At 60.0% G+C, this 14,204-nt stretch carries 14 protein-coding genes; 3 read left to right on the top strand and 11 right to left on the bottom strand.

Translation table 11 applies throughout. From position 1 onward, the window contains the following. Positions 1-15: 15 nt before the first annotated feature. Entirely contained in the window at positions 16-777 is a 762-nt protein-coding gene (locus F6X42_RS26860) for an SDR family NAD(P)-dependent oxidoreductase (protein WP_187637099.1), read from the bottom strand. Between the two features lie 81 nt (positions 778-858). After that, positions 859-1,977, bottom strand: coding sequence for an NADH:flavin oxidoreductase (locus tag F6X42_RS26855; protein WP_187637098.1), 1,119 nt, complete (start codon positions 1,975-1,977; stop codon positions 859-861). A 100-nt stretch (positions 1,978-2,077) separates the two neighbouring features. On the opposite strand from F6X42_RS26855, the gene F6X42_RS26850 reads away from it, so the two are divergent. The 3 genes from F6X42_RS26850 to F6X42_RS26840 all read left to right on the top strand — a co-directional run bounded on the left by F6X42_RS26850 (position 2,078) and on the right by F6X42_RS26840 (position 4,927). Continuing rightward, the gene (locus F6X42_RS26850) at positions 2,078-2,488 is read left to right on the top strand and encodes a winged helix-turn-helix transcriptional regulator (RefSeq protein WP_184011214.1); all 411 of its coding nucleotides are present in this window, start codon (positions 2,078-2,080) and stop codon (positions 2,486-2,488) included. A 182-nt stretch (positions 2,489-2,670) separates the two neighbouring features. Beyond that, the gene (locus tag F6X42_RS26845; protein ID WP_187637097.1) at positions 2,671-4,098 is read left to right on the top strand and encodes an aldehyde dehydrogenase family protein; all 1,428 of its coding nucleotides are present in this window, start codon (positions 2,671-2,673) and stop codon (positions 4,096-4,098) included. Beyond that, positions 3,983-4,927, top strand: coding sequence for an NADPH-dependent F420 reductase (locus tag F6X42_RS26840; RefSeq protein ID WP_376776434.1), 945 nt, complete (start codon positions 3,983-3,985; stop codon positions 4,925-4,927). The genes F6X42_RS26845 and F6X42_RS26840 overlap by 116 nt, the downstream gene beginning before the upstream one ends. 167 nt (positions 4,928-5,094) lie before the next feature. Here F6X42_RS26840 and F6X42_RS26835 read toward each other — a convergent pair whose 3' ends face one another. The 9 genes from F6X42_RS26835 to F6X42_RS26795 form a co-directional block, all read right to left on the bottom strand. After that, positions 5,095-5,922: an SDR family NAD(P)-dependent oxidoreductase gene (locus F6X42_RS26835; protein ID WP_187637095.1), complete on the bottom strand. Its 828-nt coding sequence runs from the start codon at positions 5,920-5,922 to the stop codon at positions 5,095-5,097. Between the two features lie 154 nt (positions 5,923-6,076). After that, entirely contained in the window at positions 6,077-7,066 is a 990-nt protein-coding gene (locus F6X42_RS26830; RefSeq protein WP_187637136.1) for a branched-chain amino acid ABC transporter permease, read from the bottom strand. Between the two features lie 2 nt (positions 7,067-7,068). Beyond that, entirely contained in the window at positions 7,069-7,941 is an 873-nt protein-coding gene (locus tag F6X42_RS26825; RefSeq protein ID WP_187637094.1) for a branched-chain amino acid ABC transporter permease, read from the bottom strand. A 2-nt stretch (positions 7,942-7,943) separates the two neighbouring features. Beyond that, complete coding sequence (locus F6X42_RS26820) at positions 7,944-8,660, bottom strand: ABC transporter ATP-binding protein (RefSeq protein WP_187637135.1); 717 nt, start codon at positions 8,658-8,660, stop codon at positions 7,944-7,946. After that, positions 8,644-9,462 carry an ABC transporter ATP-binding protein gene (locus tag F6X42_RS26815; RefSeq protein WP_187637134.1) on the bottom strand — a complete coding sequence of 273 codons (819 nt, stop codon included), beginning with the start codon at positions 9,460-9,462 and terminating at the stop codon, positions 8,644-8,646. The genes F6X42_RS26820 and F6X42_RS26815 overlap by 17 nt, the downstream gene beginning before the upstream one ends. A gap of 104 nt (positions 9,463-9,566) precedes the next feature. Further along, on the bottom strand, positions 9,567-10,805 hold the full coding sequence (locus F6X42_RS26810) for an ABC transporter substrate-binding protein (protein ID WP_187637093.1): 1,239 nt from the start codon (positions 10,803-10,805) through the stop codon (positions 9,567-9,569). A 211-nt stretch (positions 10,806-11,016) separates the two neighbouring features. Continuing rightward, positions 11,017-12,405 carry an MFS transporter gene (locus F6X42_RS26805; RefSeq protein ID WP_281394046.1) on the bottom strand — a complete coding sequence of 463 codons (1,389 nt, stop codon included), beginning with the start codon at positions 12,403-12,405 and terminating at the stop codon, positions 11,017-11,019. Positions 12,406-12,783: 378 nt separating this feature from the next. Then, a complete protein-coding gene (locus F6X42_RS26800; protein ID WP_187637091.1) occupies positions 12,784-13,905 on the bottom strand; it encodes a thiolase family protein in 1,122 nt (373 codons plus the stop codon). Then, on the bottom strand, positions 13,898-14,191 hold the full coding sequence (locus F6X42_RS26795; protein ID WP_187637090.1) for a PhlB family protein: 294 nt from the start codon (positions 14,189-14,191) through the stop codon (positions 13,898-13,900). Before F6X42_RS26795 ends, F6X42_RS26800 begins: the two co-directional genes overlap by 8 nt. Positions 14,192-14,204 lie beyond the last annotated feature (13 nt).

Genomic DNA, 14,204 nt, shown 5'->3' with positions numbered 1-14,204 from the left:
CGGGCGGCACCGCGATCAGCGTGGGACTTGCCCGCCATCGACGGTGAAGGTCTGCCCCGTGATGAACGACGCTTGGGATGAGTTGAGGAAAAGCACGATGCCAGACATTTCCTCAGGCTGCGCTGGGCGGGCGAGCGGGATGGTCTGCAACAATCTTTGACTGAACTCAGCGTCTTCCAACCAGCCTTGGGTCATGGCAGTGGCGACCAGGCCAGGAGCGATGGCATTCACGCGGATGCCCTGAGTGGCATAATCAAGCGCGGCTGCCTTTGTAAGACCGATCACGCCATGCTTGGCGGCGACGTAGGAAGACGTGTTCCGGCCGGCGATCAGCCCGGCCACTGAGGCGGTGTTGACGATCGAGCCGCCCCCCGCCTTCAGCATGTGCGCAATCTGGTACTTGAGGCAGAGAAACACGCCCCGCAAGTCGATTGAGATGACCTTGTCGAAGTCCTCGACCGACATTTCGGCGAGGGGGGTGGCTGTCGGCAGGATGCCGGCGTTGTTGAACGCGCAGTCGAGGCGGCCGTAGGTGTCGACCGTGGCCTTGACGAGGGCTTCGACTGAAGCAGGATCGCTTACGTCGGTCCGCACGAACAAGGCCTCACCGCCAGCCCGCTTGATCTGCGCGACGGTTTCGGTCGCGCCCTCGTTGACGTCTCCGATCACGACCTTCGCGCCTTGGGCGGCGAACGCTTTCGCGGTCGCTTGTCCGATCCCCGTAGCGCCACCGGTGATCAACGCAACTTTATCCGTGTAGTCCAAAAGGTTGGTCATTTCCATCATCCATATGAAACGGTGAAGTTCGAATAACGACGAGGACGGGCTCGAAGAATGTTCCCGTCCTCGAACTCGCCATCAGATCAATTCGGCGAGCGCTTGCGCGTCGAACCCTTTTAGTGCGCCGTATTCGCCGTGTTCAACCTTTTTGACCCAGCTTGGGTCGTTGAGAATGGCCCGGCCAACGGCGATCAGATCGAACTCGTCGCGTTCCATTCGCTCAATGAGACGGTCCAGGCTCGCAGGAGTCGATCCCTCGCCGGAAAAGGCGGTGGCGAAATCCTTTTCAAGCCCGACCGATCCGACGCTGATCGTCGCGGCACCCGTCACCTTCTTGGCCCAGCCGGCAAAATTTAGCCCATTTTCGCCATCGATCTCAGGAAACTCGGGTTCCCAGAAGCGTCGCTGCGAGCAGTGCAGGAGATCGACGCCGGCTTCAACCAGCGGCAGTAGCCAGTCCTCCATGATCGCCGGGGTCTCGGCGACGCGCACGCTCAAATCCTGCTGCTTCCACTGACTGAACCGCATGATGATCGGGAAATCCGGACCGACGGCGTCTCGCACGGCAGCGACAATCTCACTTGCGAAGCGGGACCGCTCCCTGACCGTCGGCCCGCCATAGCGATCGGTCCGCTGGTTGGTCCCCGACCAAAAAAACTGGTCGATCAGATAGCCATGGGCGCCATGGATCTCTACCGCGTCGAAGCCGAGCGCTTTGGCGTCTCTTGCCGCCTTGGCGAAGGCGGCGACCGTATCCGCGATGTCCTCTTCGGTCATAGCCACGCCGCGAGGGTCGCCGGGCTCGATTAGCCCGGATGGGCTCTCGACCGGCGCATCAGGCTCCCAGTTGTTGATGTAACGGGTGGAACCGGTGTGCCAGATTTGGGGCGCCATACGTCCGCCCGCGTCGTGAACGGCATCGATCACGTCTTTCCAACCGGCTAGCGCGGCCTCGCCGTGAAACAAGGGAATGCCGCCGTCGTTGCGTGATGCAGGACGGTCAACGACCGTCCCTTCGGACAGAATAAGGCCCACGCGCCCCTCCGCGCGGCGCCGGTAATAGGCGGCATTGGCGTCGCCAGGCACGCCCTCGGGGGCAAAGAGCCGCGTCATCGGGGCCATGACGATCCGGTTCTTCAGGTTGAGCGAGCGGATCGAGAAGGGACGAAACAGGGTGCTGGTATCAGGGTGAGACATTGAAGAGGCTCCGTTGCAAACAGTGGCCTCATGGTATATGTTTGATACTTGCCGTCAATTAGGCACCTGAAGTCGCCTAGGTCTATCGAAGGAAACCACGATGCCCGTTCCCGAACTGAAATGCTTTTCGTCTGACTGTCCCAGCCGCGCACTCTTCGACCAGATCGCGGACAAGTGGTCGATGATGGTTCTGGCCGTGCTGGACGACGGGCCGCAGCGTTTCAACGCCATCCGGCGGCGCCTCCAAGGCGTCACGCAGAAGGCGCTCACTCAAAGTCTTCGCCGGCTGGAGCGCAACGGCCTGATCTCGAGGACGGTCGTTTCGCTGTCTCCGGTGGCGGTGCAGTATCAGATCACGCCTCTTGGGCGCACGTTGCAGCCGCCATTGCGGGCACTGCATGAGTGGACGCTCGTCAAGTTTTCCGAGGTCGAGGCCGCGCGTCAGGCATTCGACGCGGCGGCCGGTGGGAGCCTGTTGGCGGAAGGATCAGGACTTCGGCAGTTTGCTTGACGAGTGATCTGCAGGAACTATCGACCAAGGCCTGTGAGGGCGACCGGGAGACTGCTGCCGAACGGGTTGGCCCATGGCACCCGGTATCCTCAAGCCTACCAGCGCTACTCCAGGTGCCTAATTGACGTCTAGGTCTACGGCATATACCTTGGCCTCCTTTGACGACGATGGAGAGCCCAGATATGCGCAACAATCTTCAGTTCTATATCAACGGATCGTGGGTTGAGCCTGCCGGCGACACCGTGCTTGATGTCATCAACCCGGCGGATGAATCTGTCTCCGGCCAAGTCGCGATCGGCGACGCCCGCGACGTGGACCGAGCGGTGACCGCAGCTCGAGCTGCGTTCGAGACGTTCTCGCTGACTTCGGTCGTGGACCGTCTTGCACTCTTCGACCGTGTCATCGCCGCCTACCAACGACGTGCCGGTGATCTGGCCCAAGCCGTTTCGCAGGAGATGGGCGCGCCGCTTTGGCTTGCAGAGCAGTATCAGGTGCCCGTCGGCCTCGGCCACCTCCAGATCGGCCGCACTGCGCTCGCCGGTTATAGCTTCGAGGGCCCCCACGGCACTGCACACATCGTGCGTGAGCCGATCGGAGTCTGTGCGCTCATCACCCCTTGGAACTGGCCGCTCAACCAGATCGCCTGCAAGGTCGCCGCGGCGCTGGCGACCGGTTGCACGATGGTCGTGAAGCCGTCGGAAATCTCCCCCTATTCGGCGACGATCTTCGCCGAGATCATGCACGAGGCTCAGACGCCTGCGGGCGTGTTCAACCTGGTGCAAGGCGATGGAGCAGGCGTGGGTAATGCCCTGACCGCGCATCCCGATGTCGATCTCGTCTCGTTCACCGGATCCACGCCGGCCGGCATCCAGGTGGCGCGCAATGCAGCCCAGACGGTGAAGCGCGTGCATCAGGAACTGGGCGGCAAGTCGCCCAACATCCTCCTGCCCAGCGCTGATCTGGCATCTGCTGTGGCGGCGGGCGTCGCGGGCGTCATGATCAATAGCGGTCAATCCTGCGGTGCGCCCACGCGGATGTTGGTTCCGGCCGAGCGGATGGCGGAGGCCTCCGAGCTTGCCAGGGCCGCAGCCGAGCAGTGGAACGTGGGGCATCCGGCTAGCGGTGCCAAGATGGGACCGGTCGTATCTGAGGCGCAGTGGAACAAGATCCAGCGCCTGATCCAATCCGGCATCGAGGAAGGCGCGACGCTCGTCACCGGCGGTCTTGGCCGTCCCGAGGGACTGGAAACGGGCTTCTATGTTCGCCCCACCGTTTTCGCCAATGTGAAGAACGATATGGCGATCGCACAGCAGGAGATCTTCGGTCCGGTTCTCTCCATCATCGGTTATGCCGATGAAGCCGACGCCATCGCCATCGCCAACGACACTGTTTTTGGACTGGCGGCTTACATCCAGGGCGAGCCGGTCCAGGCCGAGCGCGTTGCGCGCCGGCTGCGCGCCGGCCAAGTCACGCTGAACTATGCCGACATGGACTTTGCGGCGCCGTTTGGCGGATACAAGCAATCGGGCAACGGACGCGAATGGGGCGAGGTTGCCTTCGGCGAATACTTGGAGACCAAGGCGATCATCGGCTCCCGTAAGGCCGTCTGACGTAGCGGACACAGCCTCACCTCGGCTGCGATCAACTTCACCCTCGTTGGCTTGCAGCCGACACTCGCGACAGTTAGGAGAGACGAACATGAAAATAGGCATCATCGGCGCAGGCAACATCGGCGCAACGCTCGCGCAAAAATTTTCCGCGAACGGGCACATCGTCAAGCTGGCCTCAACCCACACCCCCGACGAACTTCGCCAGTTGGCCCAAAAGGTGGGCGCGGAACCGGTCACCCCGGCCCAAGCGGTCAAGGACGTCGACGTCGTAGTCCTTTCCATTCCTTTCAAGAACAACCCGGAACTCGCCGGCCTGTTCGCCGATGTGCCGGCGGATGTGGTCGTCATCGACACGTCGAACTATTATCCCGTACGCGACGGCCATATCGCCGAAGTCGACGACGGCACGCCCGAGAGCGTCTGGTCTAGCGCCCAGTTCGGCCGCCCGGTCGTGAAAACGTTTAACGCCATTCTGGCCGGCGTGCTTGCGGACGCGGGAAAACCGCGCGGCGCACCCGATCGCATCGCCGTACCGGTTGCTGGCGATGACGCGGCCGCCAAGGCGATCGCGCAGACGCTGGTGGACGAAACCGGGTTCGAGCCGGTCGATGCGGGAAGCCTTGCCGACTCCTGGCGCCAGCAGCCGGGTACGCCGGCTTATTGCACCTCGCTGACGGCGCATGACCTGCGCAAAGCGTTGGCGGCAGCGGACAAGGCCCGTGCGCCGCAGAACCTCCAAGCGCTCATGGATCGAATCGGCGCGTACCCCGCTTTCCCGAGCACCGACGAAATGACCGCGCTGAACCGCGAACTCAACCGCGGGACGTAAGTTCTGCACTGAGCCGACGATGCCGTTCAGCGAAAGCGGAATGATGAGCGCTTCGACGTCAACCTCGGCATTTGCCATGACCGTCGCATAGGTCAAACAATGGCGAGTCCCCCGGCAGAGCCAGCGGCTTGCCTCACAGACTTGCCTGCCTGACTTGCCTCACCGGGTTAGCGTGCGGTTATGCCGCCGTCATGAACAAACACTTGACCCGTGACATAGCTCGAGGCATCGCTCGCAAGATAAATGACGAGGCCCACGAGGTCAGCCGGCCTACCTCTATAGCCGAGCGGCACCTCCCGCTCGACAAAGGCGTCCATCTGCGCGACGGCCGCGGCGCCGCCCGTCATGTCGCGCTCACGTCCGAGGCGCGTGCCACTATGCCAGCCCGGCGCGATCGCGTTCGCCCGCACTTGCTCGGCCGCGTACTCGATTGCGAGCTGTCGCGTAAAGCCAATCAGTCCGGCTTTCGATGCCGCATAGGGAATCGCGGTGACTGCGAAGCCTGGGTAGACGCCGACGGTGCCGAGATAGGAACTGACGTTCACCACTGAACCGCGACCGCTCTGAATCAACGCCGGCAGCAATGCCTGCGTAACCAGGAAGGCGCCGCGCAAGTTGATCGCGAAGACACGATCCCAGTCCTTCACCTGGACGTCGAGCAAACGCCCGGGCCGAGTTGCGATGCCAGCGTTGTTGATGAGCACGCCTAGCTTTCCGTCACACCAGGCAAGGACTTTTTCCGCCATCTGTGAAACGCCCGCTTCGTCGCCAAGATCGGCTACGACGCGGCAATCGTCGGCCCCTACGTGCTCGCAGGCCGCGAGTTCCTCCGCCTCGCGATCGACCCAAGCCACCGCTGCACCAGATTGGGAAAGTGCTTCGGCAAAAACACGGCCCAAGCCGGATGCCGCACCGGTCACGACGACTTTCCTGCCGGCCAAGTCAAAGAGAGCGCCGGGCAGGCCGCTCTCTGGTGTGCGATCCGTCGGCATCATCGCGCAACGCCCTCACAGTCAGGACGAATCGATCCGCAGCGTGACACGCTGGATTGAGCGAGTGCGACGCGGATTGCCGACGCTGCCAAACCGTCTGCTTTTGTCTTCTTCATGTCACTTTCTCCTTGTCTTCGTTGGACTGGGCGCACGGCCATTAGCGCTGCGACCGCATCAGGCGATAGCGGTTGCCCAAGGCCGCGATGCCACCCGGAAGAACATAGACAGAAACGATCAGCAGCACCCCATACACGACCCAAGGGGCTGACTTGGAAACGCTCTCCGAAAAAGCAGGTATCACCATAACGAAGACCGCGCCGAAAGCGGCGCCCCACAGCGTTCCGACACCTCCCACGACAATCCCGACCAGGAGCGTGATTGACAGAAACATGGAGAACGAATCGGGAGCCACGAACTGGACGGCCAATGCTGAGATGGCGCCGCCCACGCCCGTATAAGCGGCGGACAAGGCAAAGGTCTTCGTTTTGAGGCTCGTTATGTTAAGGCCCGTTGCCTCCGCCGCAAGCGCATGGTCACGGATCGCGCGCATGGAGCGACCGGCGGCCCCCCGAAGAAGGTTGTTGGCCATCCAGAACACGATCGCGCAGATCAAAACCGCATACAGAAACAGCCACTGATCCTGCGACAAAGGCAACCCCGCTGGCACCTCTGGCTTAATCACTGCAATGCCTTGAACACCGCCTGTCCATTGTTCGAGTAGGCGGCACTTCAAGAGCTGCGGAGTAGCCACGCCAAGGCCAAAAGTGGCTAACGCCAAGTAGATTCCATCGAGCTTGAGGGCTGGCCAAGCAAATGCGTAACCAATGACCAGCGAGACGATTCCGGCCAGCGGCACCACTACCCAGTACGGCAGACCAAATCGATCCATGAGAATCGCAACCGTGTAAGCACCCATGCCAAAGAATGCTCCATGTCCGAGGGAGATTTGCCCGTTGTAGCCGGTAAGCAGGTTTAGGCCGAGTAGAGAAACCGCATACGCCAGCAGCATCGTCGCTTGAAAAAGCTGATACCCGTTGCCGAGAAAGAGCACGCCCGCTGCGACCGCGAGCAATCCTGCCCAGCAAAGCCGGAAGGGAATGCCCACGGCGCGCTGTGCGGTATATGGACGATTGAGGAAATTACTCATCATCAAACCCTCGTGACGACCCGGCGGCCAAACAGGCCGTCCGGCGCAAAAATCAGAACGACCACGATCAGCAACAGCGCTATCGATAGCTTTAGATCGGTGCCAACTACATAGGTCCCCAACAGATTCTCAGCAATTCCGACCAGAAATCCTCCAACAACGGCGCCGGCGGGATTGCCGATCCCGCCCAACAAGGCGCCGGCGAATGCATAGAGAACCGCGCCCATCATCATGGACGGGTCCAAGAAAACCATCGGCGCCACCATCAAGCCCGATACAGCGCCAATCGCTCCTGCGAGGCCCCACCCTAGCATTAGCATCTTGCCGACAGAAATGCCGACCAACTGAGAGGAAACGCGATTCTGAGCAACCGCACGCATTTTCAATCCGAGGCTCGTCCTGTAAAAAAAGGCGAATAACAAGGCGACCAAGAAGAATGTCACCGCGATCGAGCCTGCCTGATGCGCCGACAACAGTTGTGGAAATGCCCATGGCAGGTTGGCGAAAGGACTGGGGAAGTCGTGGCTGTCATAGCCGAAGAGCCAGCCGGCCATGCCGTGGAAGGTCACCAGCAGGCCGATGAATACCACCACCATGGACAGATCCGGGGCGTCACGAAGAGGTCGAATCACGACCAACTCCAACACTGCCCCCATGACGAAGGAAATTGCAACAGTCACGAGGAACGCGGCCCAGTACGGAACGCCCGCTTGGATCAATACCCATGCGAGATACGTCGAGAACATCGCCATTTCCCCCTGAGCGAAGTTCACGTGATGGGTCGCTTGGTAGATCACTGCGAGCGCGAGCGCGACGATCGCATAGATGCTGCCTGTGCCTACTCCAGCGAGAAGCTGTTGGCCAAATGCTTCCATTCTCAGTCCCCTAGATAGGCTTGACGAATGCGCTCGTTCTTACGCAGGTCGTCCGCTTTGCCGCTCATGACGATGCGGCCTTGTTCAATCAGGTAAGCGCGGTGCGCTAGATCCAGCGCGATGTTGGCGTTCTGTTCGATCAACAAGATCGCCATGCCCTCCTCCCTGTTGATCCGCCGCATGATGTTGAAGATGTCCTGAACGACCAGAGGGGCCAGACCGAAAGAGGGTTCATCCAGCATTAACAGTTTTGGGCGCCCCATTAGCGCCCGCCCAATCGCAAGCATTTGCTGCTCGCCGCCGGAGAGCGTGCCGGCCTGCTGCTTGCGGCGTTCTCTAAGGCGTGGAAAGTAGCCGTACATCCTCTCGATATCGGAAGCGATGGCACGCACCCCGCCCCGAGAACTTGCGCCAAGTAGCAGGTTTTCTTCGGTGGTCAATCCAAGGAAAGTTCCTCTTCCATCTGGAACATGAGCCACTCCTGCCCTTGCGATTCGCTCGGTTGCATAGCCATCAATTCTTTGCCCGGCAAAAGTCACCGTGCCTTCCGTCTTGACCATCAGTTGGCACAAGGCGCGCAAGGTGGTTGTTTTGCCCGCTCCATTGGCACCAAGCAGAGTGCAGATCTCGCCGTTATCCACCTGAAGATCAATACCATGGAGCACGCTTGTTGCGCCGTACTTGGCCGCGAGCTGATTCACATCAAGCAACATAGGAATGCTCCGCTGACGTGCCCAGGTAGGCCGCGATAACGTGACCATCATTGCGTACCGCTTCCGGGGTGCCTTCAGCAATCTTGCGGCCGAAATTCAATGCGATCACCTTGTCGGAAATTGACATTACCAAGCCCATGTGGTGTTCGACGAGAAGCACGGCCAGCTTGAACCGCTGCCGTACATCTTGCAGCAGCACCCCGAGCGCCTCGACTTCCTCGTGATTCAAACCGCACGCGGGCTCATCAAGCAGAAGTAAGCGCGGACGCGCTATGAGAGCCCTCGCCATCTCCACCCTCTTCTGTGTGCCAAAGGGCAGCTCCGACACTGTGCGCTCCGCGACGGCCGCCAGCCCTAGGCTATCGATGACTTCCTGCGCGCGCCGCTGATGGTCCGCTTCGACAACGCGTTCAGAACGAAATCGCAAAGCACTTGCCAAGAAATGCGGTTGCACCCGGCCATGCACGCCGAGCAGGACGTTCTCACGCACAGACATGGACTTGAAGAGCGCAAGGTTTTGGAACGTGCGACCGATGCCCATGTGCGCCATCTCGTGCGTGGGCCTCGAAAGCGTGGACAAGCCCCCGACTTCGATGCTCCCCTCGTTGCAGTCATACAGTCTCGACAAGCAGTTGAACAGCGTGCTCTTGCCTGCGCCGTTCGGCCCGATGAGTCCGCAAATTTGTCCGGCTTCGACGTCGAAGGAGACTTTGTCGAGTGCGACGACGCCTCCGAATCGGACGCTGACATCCCTGATGCGCAGAAGAGGTTGGGAAGAGACAATCGCCGCCGCGTTTTCAGCACTCATCACCGCCCCTCCAAGAACGCTTGGCACCTTTTGGCCGATCTCTGCGTCGAGTTCGACTGTGCTGTGGTCGTGATAATTCTTCAGAATCCATACACCGCGGTATTTCAATTCGAAAGAAGCGCGCCTTGCGGCACCCATTTGGTCCCATCAAAGCGAACAATCTGGAACTGCTTGATGGGATCGCGATCCGAATCGCTGACGTTCACCGTGATCCCAGGCAGCAAGAAGGGACTGGCTACTTTGTTCAAACTGGTAGCCTGCTTGATGATGTTGGCACGAGTGAGGTCGTCGCCGGATTGCTCGATGATTCTGGCCAGAAGCGAGGCATCAAAATAGGCGATGGCCGCATTCCTGGACCGGGGATCCACGTCCGGCACATACTTCTTCATGAACTCGACGAATTGCACCATGCTGGCTTCGTTGGAGTACGCAGGATCGCTCGGCTCCTTGAAGTAACTCGCCGTGATGATCCCTGTAGACTTTTCGAGGCCAACGGGTTTCAGTACGGCTTCGATCGATGCCCAGGGCGAGTCGAGGATCTCCAGCGGCGTCCAGCCGATTTCATATGCTCTGCGGATGGACAGGCTCGTTGCGCGTCCCGTGGTGAAGTTCATAAAGACGTTAGCGCCGGATGCCTTCAGCGAAATCAATTGTGAGTCGAGCGTTGGATCAGTGGGCTCGTAGCTCACTTCTTTTACGATCAGCGAGGCGGCTTTGGCGCCCATGCCTGCTTTCACGCCTTTAAGGAAATCCCGGCCAAAATCATCGTTTTGATAGAGGATTCCCACCTTCGGAGCGTGCAAGGAGGAAGCCGGGTCTGCCGCCAGCTGGGCAATGTAGCGCCCATAGACGGCGCCTTCCCGTTGATAAGCCGGCAATGCGGCGGTCGTCCAGGGCGAGCTCTTCGCGTCAACGAATCGAGACCCTCCGCTGGTTACAAGGATCTGGGGCACCTTGGCAGAATTGAGGTAACGCTGAGTCGCCGCATTGGTCGGCGACCCAAAAGGCAGGGCAATGAACAGAACGCCATCCTCCTCTACCAGCTTTCTCGTCTGCTCCATGGTTCGCGGCGGGCTGTAGCCATCGTCCAATGTGATGAACCGGATTTTCCGCCCGTTGATACCGCCTTTCTCGTTCAGGCGCTCGAAATACGCGGCCTGCACTTTCGTTTCGTAGGCCTCCGATGCGACCGGGCCGCTGAGCGCCCATGTCTGCCCGATCTTGATTTCAGTGTCGCTCGCCCCTCTGTCGTAGCGTTTCTGGGCCATGGCATGCGAACTGAGCAGTGCCGCTACCAACGCGGCAGTCACAGCACCTAACGAACCCTTGTTTCGAAAATCCATGTCTGTCTCCTTGTTGAAGGCAAGCTTTGCCGGCGGTCGGCGCCGCCTTGATCCGGCCATGTGCCACTGGCTAAAGTAAGCCACGCCCAAGGCAAAAAGTAAATTGAGATTTACCAAGGATTTACCCTGTATCTGTCTTGCTTTTATGCACGGGCCGCTCGCAACCATGCGGCCGCGAATGGTCCAAGACGCGAAAATCGAATCGAGCCCTCTAGCCGGGACTGATTTCTTGTTTCATTGCTATTTGAAGACCGGATCTACCGAGCATAAAAACCGCCACCGCGGCGAGCGCAAAGGGAACGGCAAAAACAGTGTAGAGCGCGTGACCGCCACTCCCGGTGTCGAGCAGCACGCCAGCGGCAAACGGCGAGATCATGGCACCGATGCGTCCCATGCCCAGAGCCCATCCCACTCCTGTCCCCCTGCACTCAGTCTCATATGCAGTCGGTGCTAGCGAGTAAATGCCTGCCAGCGCTCCAAACGAAAGCATTCCTACCGCAATAGCAAGAGGCAGAACCAGCGCGGGATTTGTCACACCCTTTCCGAATAAGACCATCGCGATAGCGGTTATCCCAAACAGAAAGACCGTGAGCTTCCTCAGATTGAAAAATGGAGCGAGGACACTGAATGCCAGGCTTCCCACAATTCCTCCAATGTTCAACGCAACGCCTGCGTGGACTGCCACGGATTGCGTCGATGTCGACACGGCCAAAAGCTTCGGTGTCCAGCTCAGAAGAAAGTAAAGACCCATCAGATGCAGAAAAAACGTGCTCCAGGTAAGGAGAGTCCTGGTGCGGTACTTCCGATCAAGCAATCGCCCGACGCCTGGCCTACTTTTCATCACTGTTGCGACGCACGGAGGAAGCGTCGATATTTCATGGCACTTCATGCGGCGCAGAATGCGGTTAAGCTGCCGGAGCGCTCTATTCGGTCTTCGGGCCAGAAGGAAATCCACGGATTCCGGCAGGAATACGGCAACCAGTGCCAGCATGAACGCTGACAAGCAGGCGCCTGCAAGGAAACTGGATCGCCAGCCGAAGGTTTCCAGCAACCATCGCGCAACAAGGCCGCCGGCCATCGCACCGATTGAGTAACCGACACCGAGAAGGCTAATTGCGCTACTCCTGTGCCGATCCGGCGCATACTCCGCCACTAGCACGGCGGTGCTCGAGAGCAACCCTCCAACGCCGACTCCAGTGAGCGCGCGCGTCATCAAAAAAATTATCAAAGTTGGCGCGAGCGCGGAAAGGACCATCCCGACCGAAACAAGGATAAGCGAGCCGATTACCAGTGGGCGGCGCCCGAACCGGTCCGACCACGGCGAAAGTACGACAGTGCCGACCAAAATGCCGAACAAGCCCGCGCTAAAGGCCATCCCAAGCTGGCTACCGGACAATGACCACGCCTTTGCAATAGCCGGAGCGGCGAAGGACATCACCAATATGTCGTATCCGTCGACCGCATTTACGAGGACACATATCAGAACGACAATGGCCTGAAAACGACCAACGCGACTCGTCGAGATCGGGACTGCAATTCCGCTTACTACGCCCGCCTCAGGTCTTCCATCTATGCTTGGCAAAGTTTGTCTCCATCGCATGTACCGCAATCACGCTGCGCGCAAGTAAACACCCATCGCAGGCCGTTCGGGATTAGGCGGGAATACGTTCCATGTGCCGTCACGGTGGCGAAAGAAAAACATTGCAACCGAGCCCGTCGATCGAAGTGCCTCTACGCGTACATAGCACCCCCGATGTGAGCGGAAGTGCCTGAATTCGATGACTCGAACCGCCATAGCCCGATTCGGCGCGAGCCAATTTTCGACCATCCAACGCAGCGATTTTTCTGTACTAGCCATCATTCCCTCCTTCATTTCCGTCGATCGACACCCTATTGCCGTAGCTGCGATCCAATTTGTGCTTTTAACTCATGATGGCTAGAACGGCTTTTATGCCGGCTACTGACCGCACCTAAATGCTTAGTCGCGCACCAGCACCTGGACCACGCAGACGGAGCCGGCTCCAAGCAGATGGCACATGCCTACACGGTCCTTGCCGCGCAGGCGCCGCACTGTTTCCCAAATCTGTGCGAGGCCCGTCGGTCCACCCGGATGACCACGCGCAAGCAGTCCACCGTCGGTTGAAAACTCCGGCAGGCCAAAGCGCTCCCGCGAACCGGGTCCGAATGCCCCTTCGCCGACTAACGCTTCCGTCGGACCCGGTTCGGAGAAACCGAGGAGCTCGTAGTACATCAGTTCCTCCACGGCGAATGCATCGTGCACCTGCACGACGTCCACATCGGAGCGTTTCACTGACGCCTGAGTCAACGCCTGGGCCGCGGTTCGCTGCGAAAGTTCCGGCGGACCCACAATCGCGCCCTCGAGGATTAATTCAGGGGAGTACGCGTCGCTTCCGAATGCGCTGCCGGCCAGACGTATCCGGGGTTGCGTCGCGCCCACCGGCCAACCGTCGTCGCTGCACAGCACGGCCGCGGCCGCACCTTCTCCCCATGGCGTGCACATCATCGACGTGAACGGATCAGCAATCATGCGGCTGCCTAGCACCCGCTCGATCGTGACCGGCTCGGGAGCGCGGCGGGCAGCGAAAGGGTTCTCCCGCGCATAGTTCCAATTCTTTGCCGTGATGGCGGCAAGATGCTCGCGCGTGGTGCCCGATTCATGCATGCGACGTTTGGCCCAGAGCGCGAACGAAACGACCGGTGGCAAGTTCCCTTCAGCCACGATGATGTCCTCCACCGGCACCGCCTTCTGCGGCGAGTCCATGCCCACGACGAGCACCCGTCGTGCGTCGCCCGAGAGGATTGCCTGCCGAGCGCAGTGCATCGCCGACAAACCGGTGGCGGACGCATTGGTGACGTGCTGGACTGGCACGCCCGTTAGCCCGAGTTCTTTAGCGACAAAGATTCCTCGCGGCGACAAGGGATGCGCTGTACCGACAACCACGGCGTCAATGTCGGCGTAGGTCAAATGGGCATCTTGCAATGCCGCGAGAGCAGCATCGCGCCCGAGCTTCACGCCAACGCCAGGTCCGTGATTGCCGAACGGGACCATGCCTACGCCTGCGATCAAAACGTCATTCATGGGAGAATCTCGTCTCATTGTTGGTGTCGCTGGTTTTCGCGATCACGCGATCCCCGATACGATCGGTGCCTTCCGCAAGAAGGGCCTGGATACGAGCGCCGCAGTCGAGATCCACGATCCCATAGGCCTGGCCGTTGAAGGTGGTGGCGCTATACAACAGCCCCTGCGCGGCAACTTCGATCAGCTCCGGCTCCCGCAGGGAGCCGTCAGCAACGAGGCTGCGGGGCGGCACATAGACTTGGCTCGTACTGGAGTCGCGGGCCGCCTTGAGTTGTACGACTGGCAAGTTATTTCTCCTG

It is taken from the genome of Paraburkholderia podalyriae (genome assembly GCF_014397785.1).
Taxonomy (GTDB): Bacteria; Pseudomonadota; Gammaproteobacteria; order Burkholderiales; family Burkholderiaceae; genus Paraburkholderia; species Paraburkholderia podalyriae.
The sequence above is the reverse complement of the archived record's forward strand: the minus strand, read 5'-3'. Positions and strand labels throughout refer to the sequence as shown.